The following is an 18,652-nucleotide window of genomic DNA, read 5'->3' as shown; positions in this document are numbered from 1 at the left end:
TTTTCCTCTAATTTCCGGTGGGCGTCAAGCAATGGCCCGTGTATGGTCGGGCGCATGGCAGGAAACCGGGAAAAAATCATCGAAGGCGCGCGGCAGCTGATGAACCGCGAGGGCGTGTCCGCCACCGGCACCACGCGCATCGCCGAGGCGCTGGGGGTGAGCCCGGGGAATCTCTACTATCACTTCAAGAGCCGCGAACAGATCGTCGCCGAGATCTATGCCCGCTTCGAGACGGGCTTCCGCGAAAGCCTGATTGCGGGGCTTGATCGCGGCATCACGCCGGACCGCTTCGCCGCCTTCTATATCAATGCCGTCGATTTCGCCTGGACCTACCGCTTCTTCTTTGCCGGCCAGACCGACCTGCTGGCCGCCGACCCCGCGCTGGCACGCCGCCACCGGGCCTTCCAGATGTGGAGCCTCGAGGCGCTTGAGGACATCGTCTCCATGCTGGCGAAACAGGGCACGGCAAAGCTGCCCCGGGGGCGCGCTGAGGCAGCCCGCCTGCGGGCCTCCATCGCGCTCAACACCTGGCTCACCTGGAGCGGCTGGATCAGTTTCCTGAAAGTGGAGAAACCCGAAGGCGCCCTGGTGCGCGGCGACATGGCCCGCGGCGCGCTTCAGATCTTCGACGTCTTCGCCCCCTGGCTCGACCCCGCCTTCGAGCAGGCCGCCCGCAAGCTGCTTGTGAGGGAACTCACCCGCGAGGAGGCGGTAGCCTAGCGGTCCTGCTGGCCGGTATCCCCGGCCTGCTGCGCTTTCTCAGCCATCGCCTGGGCTTCGTAATCCGTTTCCGGCTTGCCGTAATACTTCACGCCGTGGCGGATCGGCGGGCGGCCCTGGTCCATGCGGTGCTTGTTGGTGTCGCGCAGGGAATAGACGCAGCCGCAATATTCCTGCTGATAGAACTCTTCTTCCTTGGACACATCCAGCATCCGCTGGCTGCCGCCGCCCTTGCGCCAGTTATGGGTCCAGTAAACCATGTCCGGATAGCGCGCAGCGGCCCGCTCGCCGGAGCCGTTGATCTGGTTGAAGTCCTTCCAGCGCGAGGTGCCCAGCGTCGAGCAGATGGTGGAAAACCCGTGCTCATGCCCGTAAAGCGCCGTCCGCTCGAACCGCATGTCGAAGCACAGCGTGCAGCGGTGCCCGCGCTCCGGCTCGTCTTCGAAGCCCTTGATGCGCGTAAACCAGTTGTCCTTGTCGTAATCGAGGTCAACGAAGGGCACGCCCAGCTTCTCCGCGTAGCGCATGTTCTCCTCCTTGCGGAGGTCATATTCCTTACGCGGATGAATATTCGGGTTGTAGAACAGGATCGTGTAGTCGATGCCTGACCGCGCAAGCTCGTTCATCACGTCGCCCGAGCACGGCGCGCAGCACGAATGCAGCAGCAGCTTGTCGCCCGCCGGCAGCACCAGCGGCTCGATCTCTTTCTTCCTGTTGGTCTTGTGCGTCATGGCCCTTCATCCTCAAGGGCCCGCGTTATAGAGAAAAACCCAAGCCGCGCCAACCACTTGCGGGGCACGCGTCTGCTGCGGCGAGCGGCGCTGTGAGTAGGCCCTCCGGTCAAGCCAAAGGGATGCCGGGGAGGGCGAAACAAAGTCACCTCTCCCCTCGAGGGAGAGGGGCAGGAGCGCAGGCCTTTCACGAATAACCAATAGCCGCCATCCCTCCGGCTTGACCGGAGGGTCTCAGGCTGAGGGCACGCAGAGCCCCCCGCGCTGCCGCTCAGTCCTCGTTGCGGCGGAACAGCCGGCCGAGGATGTTCTGGTACTTCACCGGCATCAGCCGCTGGATGCGGTCCATGAAGCGGGCGTCGCCGCCGATCAGGATACGCGGGTTATCCTTCTCGATCCCGGTGAAGATCACCCGTGCTGCCTCTTCGGGCGTCGTGCGGGCGAAATCGTCAAAACCTTGCGTGATCTCTTCCTTGCGCGCCAGCAGCTCCTCGTTCTGCGCCAGCCGGGCATTGCGCGCCACATTGGTCTTGATGCCGCCGGGATGCACGCAGGAGATCTTCACATTGGTCGCGTCCGCCGTCATTTCCGCGCGCAGGCTTTCGGTAAAGCCGCGGATGCCGAACTTGGCCGCGTGATAGGCGGAATTCCCCGGCACCGCGATCATCCCGAAGATCGACGACACATTCACGATGTGCCCGCGCTTGCGCTCGATCATCTGGTTGAGGAAGGCCTTGGTGCCATAGACCATGCCCCAGAAATCGATGTCCATCACCCACTCGAAATCCTCATAGGCCATTTCCGAGACCTGGGCGAACAGGGCAACGCCCGCATTGTTGATAATGATGTCCGGCGTGCCGTAATCAGCCGTCACCTGCGCGGCCAGGTCATAGACCGCGTCCTTGCTGGCCACGTCCAGCATATGCGTCTCGACCGCGCCGGACCCCAGGCCCCGCGCCTGCGCAGCGGTTTCCTCGAGCCCCTTCATGTCCACATCAGTTGCGATCACCCGCGCGGCGCCGTGCTGGATGGCATGCTTCACCAGGGCCCGACCGATGCCCGAGGCACAGCCGGTGATGAAAATGGTGGAGCCTGAAATCTGGGTCATGATGCGCGTCCCTGAACCTTGATATGACTTTTTGTCAGTATTGGTGCGGAAGATAAGCACACCTTACGGACCCGGCGCAACAACCGCACGAGGCCTGCTTGGGGCCTGCCTGCTGCCTGTCATCACATTCCTCCGCTCGGCCACACATCATTAACCCTGCGGGCGGATAGTCATCCCGAACTCTGAAACCCGTGGCTGTATCGCGGGTGTGCACGGCAGGACGCGAAGGACATGGGCGCCCCATGGTCAAGGCACTCTTCTCAGGTGCGGCAGGTCCGCTGCAGCGCCAGCCCTCGGTGGCCGATCTGCTCAAGCAGCGGGCGGCAACACCCTCAGGCGCCCTGACGGGAGCCGAATCCGCTGGCCGCCGGGACCCGGCGGATGCCCTGCTCGGCGCGCTCAAGAAGGCCGGTGCCACCAACACCGAAGCGCTGGAAAAGAAACTGGCCGAGGACAAGGAGACCAAGGCCGGGCTTGATGCCTTGCGGAAGCAGGCCGACCCGTCCGAAGCCCGCAAGGCCCGAGCCAAGCAGAAGATCGAGGAAATCAAGAAGCAGCTTGAAGCCCTGCGCGTGCTCGCCGCCGTCAATCCGGAAGCCGCCGCCCGTCAGGCTGCCCGGCTCAGCCGCGAACTGGCGACCGCCGTGAAGGAATATGCCAGTGCCGGCGGCGACACCTCATCCCTCACCGGCACCGAAGCTCCGAGCATCGATGATGCAGGCGCAACGGCTCCTGCGGACGCGCAAGCAACCAGGACGGCAACCGAGACAGCCACCGAAACAACTACTGCGACAGATGCGCCTGCAGCAACACCGGACACTGCCGCGGCAGATCAGACCACCGGCAATGACACCCCCGAGGCTCCGGGTACGGAGCAACAGGGCGAAGCCGCCGGGACATCCGGTGAAACGTCCGACGAAACCCCCGGCACGGAAGACACCCACCCCGACCGGGCCCGCGCCGAGGCCTATCAGTCCCTGGCAGCGGAACAGCAGAAATCCCTCGACGCCGCCAAGTCGGAGGATGAGTTTGTCAATACCATCCGCCAGCTCAAGGCCGAGCTGGAAAGCCTCATCAAGCGTGGTCAGGACACGCAGGAGGATGAGGCCGGCGCTCCCCGGAACGGCGAGGAAAACCGCCGCGCCCTGCGCGCGCTTGAGGATGTCGATCAGGCGCTGCTTGCCATCTCCTCACCCACATCGGCTAGTCTTGGGGCGATAAACATAATCGCTTAAAGAAAAGTCAGGTGAGGACCCCATGGAAATCGCGCCGATTCCCGGCCTGTCGGATGACGTCAACGACATCCGGCTGAGGACGGCTGACATCGTCAATGCCGAAATCATTCCCGCAGAACCCGTGCTCTTCAAGGGCGGCAAGGAGGCGGAACCCGTCCGCGCCCATATCCGCGAGCTGGTAAAGGAGCGCGGCCTCTGGGCGCCGCATCTGCCGACGGAATATGGCGGCATGGGCATCGGCTTTCTCGCCCATGCCTACATGAACGAAGTGCTGGCCTGGTCGCCCTTCTCCGCGCGTCTGTTCGGCGTCGTCGCGCCCAATTCCGGCAACCAGAAAGTGCTGCTCAAATACGGCACCGAAGAGCAGAAGAAACAATGGCTCGAGCCGCTCATCTCCGGCGAGATGGAAAGCTGCTTCTCCATGACCGAGCCGGGCAATGCGGGCTCCGACCCCCGCTCGATCCAGACCCGCGCCGTGCGCGACGGGGATGAGTGGGTCATCAACGGCCACAAATGGTTCACCTCAAATGCCCGCCGCGCCGACTTCGCCATAGTCATGTGCCGCACGGCGCGCGAAACGCCGGAGGCAGGCAAGCCGGACGACACCATGGTGCAGATCATCGTGCCCATGGACACGCCCGGCCTCGAGATCGTCCGCTCGGTCCCCGTCTGGGGCCACACCAACGGCGATCATTGCGAGATCACCTATAAAGATGTGCGCGTGCCGGTGGACAACGCGCTCGGCCGCGTCGGCTCCGGCCACCAGGCCGCCCAGGACCGTCTGGGCGCGGGGCGTGTTTTTCACTGCATGAATTCCATCGGCGCCATGTGGCGTGCCTTCGACATGATGGTGCGCCGCTCCATGGACCGCGACGTCCATGGCGGCAAGCTGGAAACCAAGCAGTTCGTCCAGGGCTTCATCGCCGACAGCTACATGGACATCCAGGCCGCCCGCCTGATGACCATCAACTGCGCCCGCGTGATGGATGAAGGCGGCGACGCCCGCACCGATATCTCGGCCATCAAGGTCTTCGTGCCCGCAGCCTTCGAGCGCGTGGTGGACAGGGCGATCCAGGTGCACGGCGCGCTGGGCGTCTCAGGCGATACGCCGCTGGCAGGCATGTATACCGGCGCCCGCACGCTCAGGCTCGCCGACGGCCCGGACGAAGTGCACCGCATCCTCATCGCCAAGAATGTGCTCAAGCATTATCACTCCGGCGGCAGTTGGGATTTTGGGACCTGACCCAAGGCGCGGTACACTGCGCACCGCGACTCCGTTCTGGATGACGTGACATGCCACCGGCACAGACCCTGAGCGCCATGCGCGCGGCAGGGGCCGGTGATCTTCAGGTGCTGTTTCGGTGTTACTGACCGGTGCTACTGAAGTGTCACGAAAGACGCGTATGCGGTGGTCCTTCGTGCTCCTGCACGTTAAAGCGCCTGTCGCTGTCCTCACTGTGAAACGGGGTGGCGGCCACGGCGCGGCGCATCTTGATATGCGCCCGGGCCCGGCCCTGGTCTGATGGGGGCGGACTCGCCCCTGATTCGGGGGAGGCCGGCCCGGCATGCAGGATCCTGCCTTGAGGTGTGGAGTGAAGATGGCGGACGACAAGCCGGGAACCCCGGAAAACGACTCCTTCCTGTCCCGCGGGTTGCGGCCCGCCGCGTCGGAAGATCACGTGCGCACCCGCACCCTGGATGTGGGCGTTGTCGCCTTCGGCGGCATGGCCATCATCGGGCTGGGGGCGTTTCTCGGCGCGCTCAAGGCAAGCTCCGCTATCCTCATGGCCGGTGCCGTCGCGGGGCTTGCTGCCCTGTGGCTTAAGTATGCCCCCCGCGCCAGCCGTACCGTGCGGCGGGTGGAAATGCCGCTCACCCAGCCCGCCACCGTGCGCGCCCAGTTCCCGCTCACCCCTGAGACCGGCGTCGCCATCATCGAGCGCCTGCCGGACCCGATCATCCTGCTCGACCGTTCCGGCCGCATCGTGCTGCACAACCGTGCCGCCACGGGCATTGTCGGCGAGGCCGCAGCCCGGCGGCACATCTCCACCGTCATGCGCGTGCCGGAAGTGCTGGAGGCGGTGGCGCAGGTGGTGGCGGGGGAAGCCGCCCAGGTGGTGGAATACACCCAGCCCGTGCCGATCGAGCGCCACTACCACGCCTTCATCGCGCCGGTCATCGCCGCAGCCGAACCGGGGCGCGACGGCGCCATGTCCGGCTCCCGCGACCGCCAGCGCAACGTGCTGATACTCCTGCACGACCTCACCACCATCAAGCGCGCCGAACAGATGCGCGCCGACTTCGTGGCCAATGCCAGCCATGAGCTGCGCACGCCGCTGGCCTCCATGTCCGGCTTCGTCGAGACCCTGCGCGGCCCCGCCCGCGATGACCCGGAGGCGCGCGACAAGTTCCTCGCCATCATGCAGGAGCAGGCCGAGCGCATGGGCCGCCTGATCAACGACCTCCTGTCCCTGAGCCGCATCGAGCTCAACGAGCATGTGCGGCCCGCGGGCCATGTGGACATGGGCGCCATCGTCAATGACACGGTGGACATGCTGACGCCGCTGGCCGAGCGCGAGGGCGTCGAGATCGAGGTCTCCGTCGAGGACGGCCTGCCCCGGCCCCTGGGTGACCGGGACGAACTGGTGCAGGTCTGCCAGAACCTGCTGGCCAATGCGATCAAGTATGGCAGCACCGGCGGGCGGGTGGAGGTCACCCTGCGGCGCGACCGGCCGTCGGCAGACCCGAACCCGGCCAACGACCGGATGGACGACGAAAGGCCGTCCAGCCTGCCCGGCAGCATTGTCATGAGCGTGCGCGACTGGGGCCCCGGCATCGAGCGGGAACACATTCCCCGCCTGACCGAGCGGTTCTACCGCGTCGATGTCGAGCAGAGCCGCCGCCGTGGCGGCACCGGCCTCGGCCTTGCCATCGTCAAGCACATCGTCAGCCGCCACATGGGGTCCCTGTCGATCGACAGCCGCATCGGCCAGGGCTCAACCTTCAAGGTCTTCCTGCCGGTGGACCCGGCCACCCGCAGCCTGCCCGCCGGAACGCCCGCAACGGACGCCGCAGACGCTGTCACGGCGGGTGACACAAAAGAGTCGCCCTCAGGCCGTCGCCGCCCCCGCGTGGACGCGGCCCAATAGGCAAACTGCCTCAAAAACCGGCGGATTTCCTGACATTTCAGTCACATTCCAGACCCCATAACGGGTGTCACCGAACCGTCATATGTCCGTAATAAATCGGTCGCGCGTCAGCCCTACGGTCCGCGCAACCGATCCACTGAGACGGTCGGCTTGGGATGGTGTCACCCATTTTGGGGCAAGCGCGTTCGGCGTATTTCGGGCGTGTGCAGTCCCAGTTCTTTGTCTCAGGATCGTTGCCAGGTCGCCATGAGGTGACCCAGGGGGGCGGTCTCAAAAGATTTCCAACCGGATGGAGAAATCATGAACATTCGCAATATGACCATCGCTGCTGCAGCGGTTGCGTCGATCGCGTTTGCGGGTGCTGCGCAGGCCCGCGACCAGATCCAGATCGTCGGTTCCTCGACGGTCTTCCCGTTCTCGACCCTCGTGGCCGAGCAGTTCGGTAAGACGACCGAGTTCAAGACCCCGGTGGTTGAGTCCACTGGTTCCGGCGGCGGCATGAAGCTGTTCTGCGCCGGCATCGGCCTTGAGCACCCGGACATCACCAACGCTTCCCGCCGCATCAAGAAGAGCGAGTTCGAGAAGTGCACGGCTGCCGGCATCACCATCACCGAGGTGAAGATCGGCTACGACGGCATCGTCATCGCCAACGCCAAGTCCGCTGACCAGTTCGAGCTGACCCGTCAGCAGCTGTTCCTGGCCCTGGCCGCTCAGGTTCCCAACGAGGAAAACGTTCTCGTCAAGAACCCCTACACCAAGTGGTCCGAAATCGATCCGTCCCTCCCGGACCTGGAAATCGAAGTTCTCGGCCCGCCCCCGACCTCCGGCACCCGTGACGCCTTCGTTGAGCTCGTGATGCGCAAGGGCGCCCGCAAGTTCGACTTCCTGAACGACCTGCGCGGTCAGGACAAGAAGGCCTTCCGCGCCATCTCCGACACGATGCGCGAAGACGGCCGCTTCATCGAAGCCGGTGAAAACGACAACCTGATGGTCCAGAAGGTCGAAGCCAACCCGGCCGCTCTCGCCATCTTCGGTTTCTCCTTCCTCGAAGAGAACCGCGACAAGGTGCAGGGCTCGATCGTGGAAGGCACCCAGCCGACCTTCGACTCGATCGCTTCCGGCGACTATCCGGTGTCCCGTTCGCTCTACTTCTACGTGAAGAACGAGCACGTGGGCGTCGTCCCGGGCATCAAGGAATTCGTTGCCGAGTTCGTTGCTGAGAAGGCGATTGGCGAAGAAGGCTACGCCATCGACAAGGGCCTGATCCCGCTTCCGGACGCTGACCGCGAAGCCATGCGCGAAAATGCGCTGAACCTGGCTCCGCTGTCCATGTAAGACCGACCGCCAGTGGGGCGGCGTTCCGGACGGAGCGCCGCCCCATCGGCATTTGATTATTCGATTTGCTGAATTTCTGAGGCCCGCAGGTCCTGCATAAAGGACGCGGAGCATTGGGGGGCCGGGTTACCTCGGCCTGTAACTGGGGCCCGCAACGGGGAAAAGCCGGATTGGAGCAGGGGGCGCACTGATTGCGCCTCGCGCGGGGGCCGCTTGCGCTGGTGCAGGCATCCGGTCCATACCCGCCGCAGATCCGGCGACACACGAGTAAACGCATGAGCGCGACGACCCTGATCCTCATCATTCTGGTCCTGAGCTATATCGGCTATCTGATGGGCCGCAGCCGGGCCGGCGCTGTCTCCGGCGGCAAGCTTGCCTCCCTCCATTCCCTGCCCAGCTATCACGGGGCCTATGTGGCCGTGTGGTGCGGCCTGCCGGCGCTGGTGCTGCTGGCGCTCTGGCTGTCGCTGGAGCCGCAGATCGCCGACATGATCCTGCGCGCCAACCTGCCTGAAGCCACGGTGGCAAGCCTGTCCACCGCTGAGCTCAACCTGCTCATCACCGACATCAAGAACCTCGCCACCGGCAATATCGTCAGCCGCGAGGTCGATCCCGCCCTGCAGGCAGCCGCCGACGGCTACCGGGGCGCGCTCACCATCTCCAACATGGCGCTGATCGTCGTTACCCTGACGCTCGCCATTCTCGGCATCGGCTATGCCCGCGCCAGGATCGCGCCGGACCTGCGCGCCCGTAACCGGGTCGAGCGCGTGGTCCGGGTCATCATGGTGGTCGCCTCCACCATCGCGATCTTCACCACCATCGGCATTGTCGCCTCGCTCATCTTCGAGGCCGCCCGCTTCTTTGCCCGCGTCTCCTGGTACGAGTTCCTGTTTGGTCTTCAGTGGAGCCCGCAGACCGCCATCCGCGCCGAGCAGGTGGGCTCCTCCGGTGCCTTCGGTGCGGTGCCGATCTTCGCCGGTACCTTCCTCATCACCATCATCGCCATGTGCGTGGCGGTGCCGGTGGGCCTCTTCTCGGCCATCTACATGTCCGAATATGCCAGCCCCCGCTTCCGCGGCTTCGCCAAGCCGATCCTCGAAATCCTCGCCGGCGTGCCGACGGTGGTCTACGGCTTCTTCGCCGCCCTGACCGTCGCCCCGCTGTTCCGCGGCCTGGGGGAATCGATCGGCCTCGACGTATCGTCCGAAAGCGCCCTGGCCGCCGGTATGGTCATGGGCGTGATGATCATCCCCTTCGTTTCGTCCCTGTCGGATGACGTGATGAACGCCGTGCCCCAGACCCTGCGCGACGGCTCCTACGCGCTGGGCGCCACCAGGTCTGAAACCATCAAGCAGGTCATCCTGCCCGCAGCCCTGCCGGGCATTGTCGGCGCGGTGCTGCTGGCGGTCTCCCGCGCCATCGGTGAAACCATGATCGTGGTGATGGCCGCAGGCCTTGCCGCCAACCTCACCGCCAACCCGCTGGAAGCGGTGACCACGGTGACGGTGCAGATCGTGACCCTGCTGGTCGGTGACCAGGAATTCGACAGCGCCAAGACGCTCGCCGCCTTTGCGCTGGGCCTTGTTCTCTTCTTCATCACGCTCTGCCTGAACGTCTTCGCGCTCGGCATCGTCCGCAAGTACCGAGAGAAGTATGACTGACGCCACCTCCGATACCGGCTCCGTCGTCAACCGGAAGCCCGACCTCTCCGCCAAGCGGGTGCGGCGGCGCTATGCAGCCGAGGCGCGTTTTCAGGCCTATGGCCTGATCGCCATCTTCATCGCGGTGGCGGTGCTGGCCTCGCTTATCGGGTCCATCGTGTCCCAGGGCCTGCCGGCGTTCACCCAGCACAAGGTGACGATCGAGGTGGAATTTCCGGCAGATGAGATCGACCCGGACAATCTCCGCGCCGCCAACTTCCAGGCAATGGCCCGCCGCGCGCTCTATGAGCGCTTCCCGAGCGTCACCGCCCGCCGCGACAAGCGTGAGCTGGCCGACATTCTTTCAGGCGGCGCCGACGTGACCTTGAAGGAATTCGTCGAAGCTGACCCCTCCGTCATCGGCACCCGCCAGCAGGTGACCGTGTCCGTCTCCGACAGCATGGACACCTTCCTCAAGGGCCAGATGACCGACATCGACGAGTACCAGCCGAAGGCGGAACTGTCGCCCACCGGCGCCGAGGGCGAGCTCAGCCTGCTTGCATCCGGCAATGTCTTTGCCGACATCCTCGCCGACGTGAAGCAGACGCTGGAAGCGCAGTCCGACAAGATCGGCCAGACCGCCAACCGCGAACGCCGCGGCATCACGGTGCTGGAAAACGACGTGAAGGCCCTGCGCGCCCGCGCCGCCAACGCGGTGGGTGCCGAGCGGGAGAACCTCGAAGGCCGCATTAAGAGCCTTGAAAGCTCCATCAACAGCCGCATCCGCAAGGCGGCCAATCTCGACAAGGAAGCAGCGGCGCTGTTCGATGCCGCCCGCTCCGGCGGCGGCACGCTGGACCTCACCGAGGCCATGCCGTCGATCCTCATCGAGATCAATGGCGGCATCGTGAAGGCGCTGCGCGTCAGCAACGAGACCATCGAGGGCGAAGCCTTCGTGCCGCTCGACAGCGACACACCGGCCCAGGCCGGCGAGTGGACCGTGGTGAAGCTGGTGACGCCGGAAACCGGCCGCCAGATCAAGGACCGCACCGCCACCTGGCTGCTTGAGCTTCAGAAGGACGGCTCCATCGAGAGCACCTTCGCCGATGTGCTGTTCTCCAAGGGCGACAGCCGCGCCCCTGAGCAGGCAGGCATCTGGGGCGCCGTCGTCGGGTCCTTCCTGACCCTGACGATCACCCTGCTCCTGTCCTTCCCGATTGCCGTTCTGGCCGCCATCTATCTTGAGGAATTCGCGCCGCAGAACCGCATCACCGATCTGATTGAGGTGAACATCAACAACCTGGCCGCCGTGCCTTCCATCGTGTTCGGTCTGCTCGGTCTTGCCATGTTCCTCAATTTCTTCGGCCTGCCGCGCTCCGCCCCGCTGGTCGGCGGCATGGTGCTGGCGCTGATGACGCTTCCGACGATCATCATCGCCACCCGCGCAGCGCTCAAGGCGGTGCCCCCGTCGATCCGCGAAGCAGCCCTCGGCGTCGGTGCCTCCAAGGTGCAGGTCATCACCCACCACGTGCTGCCGCTGGCGATGCCGGGTATTCTCACCGGCACCATCATCGGCATGGCGCAGGCGCTGGGCGAAACAGCACCGCTCCTGATGATCGGCATGGTCGCCTTCATCGTGGACGTGCCCGGCGGCTTTACCGATCCGGCCACCGTGCTGCCGGTGCAGATCTACATCTGGGCCGACAGCCCCGAACGGGCCTTCGTCGCCAAGACCAGCGCCGCCATCATGGTGCTGCTCACCTTCCTTGTTCTGATGAACGCGCTTGCCGTTCTCCTGCGCCGCCGCTTCGAGCGCCGCTGGTAGTTTTCAAAAGGGGATAGACCCATGTCAGTAGCTGAAGACATCGCACAGCACGCCCGCGGTCAGGCCTCACCCGCCGATGCGCAGGTGAAGATGGAAACCCGCAACGTCAACGTGTTCTACGGCGAGAAGCAGGCGCTGTTCGACGTCAATCTCGACATCCGCCAGAACCAGGTGACCGCGCTCATCGGCCCGTCGGGCTGCGGCAAGTCCACCTATCTGCGCTGCCTCAACCGCATGAACGATGTGGTGGATATTGCCCGCGTGTCAGGCTCCATCAAGCTCGATGGCGACGACATCTACGACCCCAATGTGGACGTCGTGGAAATCCGCGCCCGCATCGGCATGGTGTTCCAGAAGCCGAACCCGTTCCCGAAGTCGATCTACGACAACATCGCCTACGGCCCGCGCATCCACGGCATCGCCAACAACAAGAAGGAGATGGACGAGATCGTCGAGACATCCCTTCAGCGTGCAGGCCTGTGGGACGAGGTGAAGGACCGTCTCGGCGAACCGGGCACCGGCCTCTCCGGCGGTCAGCAGCAGCGCCTGTGCATCGCCCGCGCCATCGCCGTGTCGCCGGAAGTGATCCTGATGGACGAGCCCTGCTCGGCGCTTGACCCGATCGCCACCGCGCGCATCGAGGAACTGATCGACGAGCTGAAGGAAAACTACACCATCGCCATCGTCACCCACTCCATGCAGCAGGCCGCCCGCGTGTCGCAGCGCACCGCGTTCTTCCACCTTGGCATCCTGGTGGAAGAGGGCGACACCGAGCAGATCTTCACCAACCCCACCGACGAGCGGACGCAGGATTACATCACCGGCCGCTTCGGGTAAGCCGCGTCAGCCGGGGCGGATCTGCCGATTGGCTTTGCAGTGAATTGGCATAGACTGGCACTTTCCGCCCGCTGGCAACCACGCCACCGGCAAGGCAACAACAGGTGCGGCGGGGCCTGTGCGGCATGACATCCATGCCGCTCCGCCCCATTGCGTTTCGGGAGAAACCCACGTGCAGGGACATATCGTTTCATCCTTCGAAGAGGCCCTTGACCGGATCAATGAGAGCCTCGCGCGCATGGGTGGCCTTGCGGAACGGCAGCTTGCCGATTCCATCGACGCCATCACCCGCCGCGACCGCACCCTCGCCGAACAGACCATTGCCTCTGACAAGCAGATCGATGAGCTGGAAGTGGACATCGAGGCTCAGGCCCTGCGCCTGATCGCCCTGCGCCAGCCCATGGCGATCGACCTGCGCGAAACCATCTCCGCCATCAAGATCTCGTCTGACCTCGAGCGCATCGGCGACCTTGCCAAGAACATCGCCAAGCGCGCCCAGGCCGTGGACCAGGCCAGCCCCGGCCGCGCCATGCAGGGCCTCGGCCGCATGGGCCGCCAGGTGCTGACCCAGCTCAAGGAAGTGCTGGATGCCTATGCCCAGCGCGATCACGAGCGTGCCATGGTGGTGTGGCGCCGCGACGAGGAAATCGACGAGATGTACAATTCGCTGTTCCGCGAATTGCTTACCTACATGATGGAAGACCCGCGCACCATTTCTCTGTGTACGCATCTTCTCTTCGTGGCCAAGAACCTCGAGCGCATCGGGGATCACTCCACCAATATCGCCGAGACCATCCAGTTCCTGGTGAAGGGCGAGAATATCGGCCAGAACCGGCCCAAGGGCGACACGACGAGCGTCACCACGCTCGAATATCCCAAGGACATGCCCTCCAAGGACGCAGGAACAGCTGAATGAACCTCGCCTCAGCATCCATGTCCGGCGCACCCGGCTCCAGCTCAACCGGTACACGACCCATGAAGACACAACCGCAAGTGCTTGTCGTCGAGGACGAGGCCGCGCTGACGACGCTGCTCCAGTACAATCTGGAGAAGGAAGGCTACCGCGTCACCACGACGGCGGATGGCGAAGAGGCGATGATGATCGTCGACGAGCAGCAGCCGGATCTGGTGCTGCTGGACTGGATGCTGCCGCAGGTCTCCGGCATCGAGCTGTGCCGCCGCCTGCGCGGCCGCAGTGAAACGCGCAACATCCCCATCATCATGCTCACGGCGCGCGGCGAGGAAGCCGACCGGGTGCGCGGGCTTGATACCGGCGCGGATGACTACATCACCAAGCCCTTCTCGATGACCGAGCTTCTGGCGCGCGTCCGCGCGGTGCTGCGCCGCATCCGCCCGGCCCTTACCGAGGACATCGTTACCTTCGGCGACGTAGCCGTTGACCGGGCTGCCCACCGGGTGCGCCGCGGCGACCGGGAAATCCATCTCGGCCCCACCGAGTTCCGCCTGCTTGATCACCTGATCCAGCATCCCGGCCGCGTGTTCAGCCGCGAGCAGCTTCTGGATGCTGTCTGGGGTTCGGATGTCTATGTGGAGGCCCGCACGGTGGACGTGCATATCGGCCGCCTCCGCAAGGCGCTCAACAATCCCGGCGAGCAGGACCCGATCCGCACCGTCCGCTCCGCGGGCTACGCGCTGGATGAGCACTTCCGCGACTGACCACGCCTCAGCAGACCGCGGGGGGCTTCCGGAAAGACCCCAAATGAAAAGGCGGACCCTTGGGAGGATCCGCCTTTTGCATGTGGCATATCGGGTTTTGAATGTGAAGGCCCGGAAACCGGTGCCCCTTAGCCGATCATACGGTTCGGGAACTGGCGCTGCGGTGCCTTGTCCTTGCGCTCACGGCGCGACGGCAGCGGCTGGTAGGCCATCTTGGCGTGGGCTGCGCAATAGGGCAGGCCAGGGGCCGAACGGCGGCCGCAGAAATGGAAGTTCTCATCGCCCGGGTCGCCGATCGGCCACTTGCAGGTCTGCTCGTTGAGTTCCAGCAGATTGGCCTGGGTGGCGGGATCGCTGAGGAGCTCGGCTTCTTCCGGTTCCGGCGCAGGGACAGGTGCCGGCTTCTTGGCGGCTTCCCGGCGTGGTGTGGCCGTCGTTGTGCTGGCTGTTGTGGCGCGCGCCGTGCGCGGGCTCGCCGGGCGGCGGCGGGTCACGCGGGTCGGCGCGCCGCGGCCGGACAGGCCCAGGCGATGCACCTTGCCGATCACTGCGTTGCGGGTGACGCCACCCAGCCGGGCCGCGATCTGGCTGGCGGAAAGCCCGTCCATCCACATCTGCTTCAGCTGCTCAACGCGTTCATCTGTCCAGGACATCGCCGGCTCCCCCTAAACCATTCCGGAATTTGTGGTGTCCAGCGGGTGGCAACCACAACATCTCGTGTTAACGTGTCGTTAACCTACAATATCGCTTGAGCCGGCGGCAAGAGATGTTGTGGTTTTATAGGGGGTTATCCACAATATATTGATTTTCGTGCGTCGCGCCGCCTTCCTCTGTGGATAAAGCGGCGCCCTTGCATGACGGCGTCCGCAGGCTTACTTCCGGCGGGACCGTTTTTGTCTTTCCTCCCGGCCAGAGCCGCAGCCCGCTTGGGCGTGCGGCTCACCCCGTCCGGGCCAGCCCGACCACACCGCCACCTCCGTACCCGCCGCAGAGCGGGGCAGGGCATCGGCGGTCTGGGAAATCATCGGGCCGGCCAGGCATGCCGGGACCGCGTTTGGGGGCCCGTTCGGCGGGTGATCATCATGAGCGATGTGCAATTTGAGCCCGGCGAGCGCCGGTTTGGCTCCGTCAACTGGCTGGGCCTGTGGACCCTCTACCTCAAGGAAGTGCGCCGCTTCATGAAGGTGTTCACCCAGACGGTGGCGGGCCCCGTGGTGACGGCACTCCTGTTCTTCGCCGTCTTCGCCGTGGCCATGGGCCGGGCCGACACTGTCGTCGCGGGCGTGCCCTACCTGGCCTTTCTCGGCCCGGGCCTCATCATGATGACGGTGATCCAGAACGCCTTCGCCAATACGTCGTCCTCGATCCTGGTTTCCAAGGTGCAGGGCAATGTGGTGGACATGCTGATGCCGCCGCTGTCCCCCGGCGAGCTCAATGCCGCCTTTGCCTTTGGCGGCGTCACCCGCGGCGTGGTGGTGGCGCTGGCCTCGGCCATCGTCATTTCCTTCTTTGCCCCCATGGGCGTCGCTCACTGGTGGGCCGTCCTTTTCTTCGTGCTGGCCGCCTCTCTGGCGCTGGCCCTGATGGGCGTGCTGGCGGGCGTCTGGGCAGAGAAATTCGACCACATGCAGGCGGTGACCAATTTCATCATCACCCCGCTGGCCTTCCTGTCAGGCACCTTCTACTCGGTAGAGCGCCTGCCGGAAGTGGCTCGCGGCATCAGCAGCTACAACCCGTTCTTCTATATGATCGACGGTTTCCGCTACGGCTTCACCGGCCATGCGGACGGCTCCATCACCACCGGTGTCATCGTGCTGGTGGCCCTCAACGCGGTGTTGTGGGGCCTGTGCCATTACGTCTTCAAGAAGGGCTACCGGCTCAAGGCCTAGGGCATAGCATCCGGGGGCGCGCCGGGACCCGGTCCCCGCGCCCCTGACTGCCCGGAAAAGCAGCGCAGAAAACTGCGATTTTCCGCCCCTTTTTCCGTCCCAAGCGGCATATTGACATGGCCGTGCTGAAAAGAAACAATCCGCGCTTTCCTGATCTGGCCCCGCCGCCGCCCGCCGGCGGCGTTTTGTGTTTCTGGGCCTGATTTATCGGGAGCATTCCTGTCCAGGCCCGCCCGCGTGAAGCGCCGGGCATTCTCGGAGACCCCGTGGTGAGTACCGCCGCCAAGACGCCCATCAGCCCTGTCCTGCCCACCTATGCGCGCGCCGACATCTCGTTCGAGCGCGGCGAGGGCGCGTGGCTGATCGCCAGTAATGGCGACCGGTATCTTGATTTCGGTGCCGGCGTCGCCGTCAACGCGCTCGGCCATGCCCACCCGAAACTCATCGAGGCACTGACCGGGCAGGCCCAGAAGGTCTGGCACGTTTCCAACCTCTACCAGGTGGAAGGCCAGACCAAGCTCGCCGAAAAACTGATTTCCCTCACCTTCGCCGACACGGTGTTCTTCACCAATTCCGGTGCCGAGGCGCTGGAAGCCTCAATCAAGATGGCGCGGAAATATCATGCAGCCTCCGGCAACCCTGAGCGCTACGAGCTGATCACCTTTGAGGGTGCCTTCCACGGCCGGACCCTGGCGACCATCGCCGCCGGCGGCCAGGAAAAATATCTTGATGGCTTCGGCCCCCGGATGCCGGGCTTCGTGCAGGTGCCGCTCAACGACATCGAGGCCGTGAAGGCCGCCATCGGCGACAATACCGCAGGCTTCCTCATCGAACCCATCCAGGGCGAGGGCGGCATCCGCGAGGCCTCCAAGGACTTCATCAAGGCCCTGCGCAAGCTGGCCGATGAGCACGGCCTTCTTTTGGTCTTCGACGAGGTGCAGTCCGGCGTCGGCCGCACGGGCCATCTGTTTGCCTATATGGATCTGGGCGTCGTGCCCGACATCATGGCGTCCGCCAAGGGCATTGGCGGCGGCTTCCCGCTGGGTGCCTGCCTCGCAACGGCTGAAGCCGCCAAGGGCATGACGCCCGGCACCCATGGCTCCACCTATGGCGGCAACCCGCTGGCCATGGCCGTGGGCAACGCGGTGATCGATGAAGTCGCACAGCCTGAATTCCTTGAGCATGTGCGCCGCGTTGCGGGCCGGCTCACCCAGGGGCTGTCCATGCTGGCCGACGAATATCCCGACGTGATCGAGACCGTGCGCGGCCGCGGGCTGTTCCTCGGCCTTAAGTGCAAGGCCCCCAACACCGATATCCAGAAGGCCCTCATGGCGAAGGGCCTGCTCACCGTGGCGGCTGGCGACAATGTGGTCCGCCTGCTCCCGCCGCTCATCATTTCCGAGGACGAAGCGGCCGATGCCGTGTCGCGTATCGAGTCCGTCTGTGCAGCGCTGTCGCAATCCCGGGAGGGGGACGCATCCGGCGCAGCCGCAACCTGAGGTGCCCTGAAACATGGCCCACAAGAATTTCATCGACCTCAACACCATCGACAAGGCCGCCCTGCGCTCGATCCTTGACCGCTCGCGCGATGCCAAGACGGCGCGCACCGGCTGGCCGAAAGGCCGTCCGGATGCGGATAAACCGCTGGATGGCTACCTGCTGGCGATGATCTTCGAGCAGCCCTCCACCCGCACCCGCGTCTCCTTCGACGTGGCGATGCGCCAGCTGGGCGGCGAAACCCTGCTGCTCAATGGCGGGGAAATGCAGCTGGGCCGCGGCGAGACGGTGGCCGACACCGCCCGCGTCCTGTCGCGCTATGTCGACATCATCATGCTGCGCACCGACGACCACGCCAAGATGGTCGAGCTTGCCGAGCACGCCACCGTGCCCGTCATCAACGGCCTGTCAGATGCCGGCCACCCCTGCCAGCTCATGGCCGACATCCTCACCTTCGAAGAGCATCGCGGCCCCATCGCCGGCAAGCGGGTTGCCTGGGTGGGCGACGGCAACAACATGGCCCGCTCCTGGATCGAAGCCACCCATCGCTTCGACTTCGAGCTGATGCTGGCCTGCCCGCCGGAACTGTCGCCCCCCAGCCAGTGCATCGAGGAAGCGATTGCCGCAGGCGGCAAGGTGCGCCTCGTGCATGACGCCGAAGCAGGTGTCGAGGGGGTGGACGCGGTGGTGGCCGACACCTGGGTTTCCATGGGCGACGAGGAGGCCGAGCGCCGTCACAATCTGTTGATGCCCTATCAGGTGACCGAAAAACTCATGGCCCGCGCCAACAAGGACGCGATCTTCCTGCACTGCCTGCCCGCCCATCGCGGCGAGGAAATGACGGCGGGCGTGATCGACGGCCCGCAATCGGTGGTGTTCGACGAGGCGGAAAACCGCCTCCATGCCCAGAAAGGCATCCTTGCCTGGTGCCTCGACTGACCACATCTAGGGGGCCCGCGCTGCTGCTGCCCCGGGCAGCCATGGCGCGGACCTCGTAACCGATCCCCTT

15 protein-coding genes and 2 pseudogenes are annotated in these 18,652 nt (G+C 64.9%); 14 read left to right on the top strand and 3 right to left on the bottom strand.

Features of this window, described 5'->3' with window-relative positions:
• Nucleotides 1-54: 54 nt before the first annotated feature.
• Complete coding sequence (locus HG718_RS11615) at nucleotides 55-720, top strand: TetR/AcrR family transcriptional regulator (protein WP_160586878.1); 666 nt, start codon at nucleotides 55-57, stop codon at nucleotides 718-720.
• Here HG718_RS11615 and HG718_RS11610 read toward each other — a convergent pair.
• Both HG718_RS11610 and HG718_RS11605 read right to left on the bottom strand, forming a co-directional pair.
• Nucleotides 717-1,451 (bottom strand): epoxyqueuosine reductase QueH, encoded by a 735-nt coding sequence (locus HG718_RS11610; protein WP_160586877.1) that lies wholly within the window; start codon nucleotides 1,449-1,451, stop codon nucleotides 717-719. The two genes, HG718_RS11615 and HG718_RS11610, sit on opposite strands and share 4 nt — an antisense overlap.
• Before the next feature lie 271 nt (nucleotides 1,452-1,722).
• Nucleotides 1,723-2,559 (bottom strand): SDR family NAD(P)-dependent oxidoreductase, encoded by an 837-nt coding sequence (locus HG718_RS11605; protein ID WP_027840870.1) that lies wholly within the window; start codon nucleotides 2,557-2,559, stop codon nucleotides 1,723-1,725.
• A 242-nt stretch (nucleotides 2,560-2,801) separates the two neighbouring features.
• Here HG718_RS11605 and HG718_RS11600 point away from each other — a divergent pair, with 242 nt between their 5' ends.
• The 10 genes and pseudogenes from HG718_RS11600 (at nucleotide 2,802) to phoB (ending at nucleotide 14,257) form a co-directional block, all read left to right on the top strand.
• Nucleotides 2,802-3,794, top strand: coding sequence for a hypothetical protein (locus HG718_RS11600; RefSeq protein ID WP_160586876.1), 993 nt, complete (start codon nucleotides 2,802-2,804; stop codon nucleotides 3,792-3,794).
• A gap of 22 nt (nucleotides 3,795-3,816) precedes the next feature.
• The gene (locus HG718_RS11595; protein ID WP_160586875.1) at nucleotides 3,817-5,037 is read left to right on the top strand and encodes an acyl-CoA dehydrogenase family protein; all 1,221 of its coding nucleotides are present in this window, start codon (nucleotides 3,817-3,819) and stop codon (nucleotides 5,035-5,037) included.
• Between the two features lie 355 nt (nucleotides 5,038-5,392).
• Complete coding sequence (locus HG718_RS11590; RefSeq protein WP_160586874.1) at nucleotides 5,393-6,943, top strand: ATP-binding protein; 1,551 nt, start codon at nucleotides 5,393-5,395, stop codon at nucleotides 6,941-6,943.
• Nucleotides 6,944-7,243: 300 nt separating this feature from the next.
• The gene (locus HG718_RS11585; protein WP_160586873.1) at nucleotides 7,244-8,278 is read left to right on the top strand and encodes a PstS family phosphate ABC transporter substrate-binding protein; all 1,035 of its coding nucleotides are present in this window, start codon (nucleotides 7,244-7,246) and stop codon (nucleotides 8,276-8,278) included.
• Between the two features lie 275 nt (nucleotides 8,279-8,553).
• The gene (pstC, locus tag HG718_RS11580) at nucleotides 8,554-9,939 is read left to right on the top strand and encodes a phosphate ABC transporter permease subunit PstC (protein ID WP_160586872.1); all 1,386 of its coding nucleotides are present in this window, start codon (nucleotides 8,554-8,556) and stop codon (nucleotides 9,937-9,939) included.
• A pseudogene (locus HG718_RS15665) lies at nucleotides 9,932-10,396 on the top strand (DUF3333 domain-containing protein); the annotation flags it as partial. The gene pstC and the pseudogene HG718_RS15665, both read left to right, overlap by 8 nt.
• A 444-nt stretch (nucleotides 10,397-10,840) precedes the next feature.
• Nucleotides 10,841-11,743: pseudogene (gene pstA / locus HG718_RS15660) on the top strand (phosphate ABC transporter permease PstA); the annotation flags it as partial.
• Nucleotides 11,744-11,833: 90 nt separating this feature from the next.
• Nucleotides 11,834-12,580, top strand: coding sequence for a phosphate ABC transporter ATP-binding protein PstB (gene pstB, locus HG718_RS11570; RefSeq protein WP_244617617.1), 747 nt, complete (start codon nucleotides 11,834-11,836; stop codon nucleotides 12,578-12,580).
• A gap of 172 nt (nucleotides 12,581-12,752) precedes the next feature.
• A complete protein-coding gene (gene phoU / locus HG718_RS11565; RefSeq protein ID WP_027843891.1) occupies nucleotides 12,753-13,496 on the top strand; it encodes a phosphate signaling complex protein PhoU in 744 nt (247 codons plus the stop codon).
• A gap of 59 nt (nucleotides 13,497-13,555) precedes the next feature.
• Complete coding sequence (gene phoB / locus HG718_RS11560) at nucleotides 13,556-14,257, top strand: phosphate regulon transcriptional regulator PhoB (protein ID WP_027843890.1); 702 nt, start codon at nucleotides 13,556-13,558, stop codon at nucleotides 14,255-14,257.
• A 128-nt stretch (nucleotides 14,258-14,385) separates the two neighbouring features.
• Here phoB and HG718_RS11555 read toward each other — a convergent pair whose 3' ends face one another.
• A complete protein-coding gene (locus tag HG718_RS11555; RefSeq protein WP_027843889.1) occupies nucleotides 14,386-14,910 on the bottom strand; it encodes a GcrA family cell cycle regulator in 525 nt (174 codons plus the stop codon).
• Nucleotides 14,911-15,339: 429 nt separating this feature from the next.
• On the opposite strand from HG718_RS11555, the gene HG718_RS11550 reads away from it, so the two are divergent.
• The 3 genes from HG718_RS11550 to argF all read left to right on the top strand — a co-directional run bounded on the left by HG718_RS11550 (nucleotide 15,340) and on the right by argF (nucleotide 18,582).
• Entirely contained in the window at nucleotides 15,340-16,146 is an 807-nt protein-coding gene (locus tag HG718_RS11550; RefSeq protein ID WP_160586870.1) for an ABC transporter permease, read from the top strand.
• Between the two features lie 269 nt (nucleotides 16,147-16,415).
• Nucleotides 16,416-17,645, top strand: a complete 1,230-nt coding sequence (locus HG718_RS11545; RefSeq protein ID WP_244624794.1) for an aspartate aminotransferase family protein — start codon at nucleotides 16,416-16,418, stop codon at nucleotides 17,643-17,645.
• A gap of 13 nt (nucleotides 17,646-17,658) precedes the next feature.
• The gene (gene argF / locus HG718_RS11540; protein ID WP_027843885.1) at nucleotides 17,659-18,582 is read left to right on the top strand and encodes an ornithine carbamoyltransferase; all 924 of its coding nucleotides are present in this window, start codon (nucleotides 17,659-17,661) and stop codon (nucleotides 18,580-18,582) included.
• Nucleotides 18,583-18,652: the final 70 nt, after the last annotated feature.

It is taken from the genome of Pyruvatibacter mobilis, from assembly GCF_012848855.1.
Classification (GTDB): domain Bacteria; phylum Pseudomonadota; class Alphaproteobacteria; order CGMCC-115125; family CGMCC-115125; genus Pyruvatibacter; species Pyruvatibacter mobilis.
The sequence above is the reverse complement of the archived record's forward strand: the minus strand, read 5'-3'. Positions and strand labels throughout refer to the sequence as shown.

Coding starts and splice junctions, on each gene's coding strand:
- HG718_RS11615 (WP_160586878.1), top strand. CDS start 55: ATGGCAGGAAACCGGGAAAAAATCATCGAAGGCGCGCGGCAGCTGATG.
- HG718_RS11610 (WP_160586877.1), bottom strand. CDS start 1,451: ATGACGCACAAGACCAACAGGAAGAAAGAGATCGAGCCGCTGGTGCTG.
- HG718_RS11605 (WP_027840870.1), bottom strand. CDS start 2,559: ATGACCCAGATTTCAGGCTCCACCATTTTCATCACCGGCTGTGCCTCG.
- HG718_RS11600 (WP_160586876.1), top strand. CDS start 2,802: ATGGTCAAGGCACTCTTCTCAGGTGCGGCAGGTCCGCTGCAGCGCCAG.
- HG718_RS11595 (WP_160586875.1), top strand. CDS start 3,817: ATGGAAATCGCGCCGATTCCCGGCCTGTCGGATGACGTCAACGACATC.
- HG718_RS11590 (WP_160586874.1), top strand. CDS start 5,393: ATGGCGGACGACAAGCCGGGAACCCCGGAAAACGACTCCTTCCTGTCC.
- HG718_RS11585 (WP_160586873.1), top strand. CDS start 7,244: ATGAACATTCGCAATATGACCATCGCTGCTGCAGCGGTTGCGTCGATC.
- pstC (WP_160586872.1), top strand. CDS start 8,554: ATGAGCGCGACGACCCTGATCCTCATCATTCTGGTCCTGAGCTATATC.
- pstB (WP_244617617.1), top strand. CDS start 11,834: ATGGAAACCCGCAACGTCAACGTGTTCTACGGCGAGAAGCAGGCGCTG.
- phoB (WP_027843890.1), top strand. CDS start 13,556: ATGAAGACACAACCGCAAGTGCTTGTCGTCGAGGACGAGGCCGCGCTG.
- HG718_RS11555 (WP_027843889.1), bottom strand. CDS start 14,910: ATGTCCTGGACAGATGAACGCGTTGAGCAGCTGAAGCAGATGTGGATG.
- HG718_RS11550 (WP_160586870.1), top strand. CDS start 15,340: ATGAGCGATGTGCAATTTGAGCCCGGCGAGCGCCGGTTTGGCTCCGTC.
- argF (WP_027843885.1), top strand. CDS start 17,659: ATGGCCCACAAGAATTTCATCGACCTCAACACCATCGACAAGGCCGCC.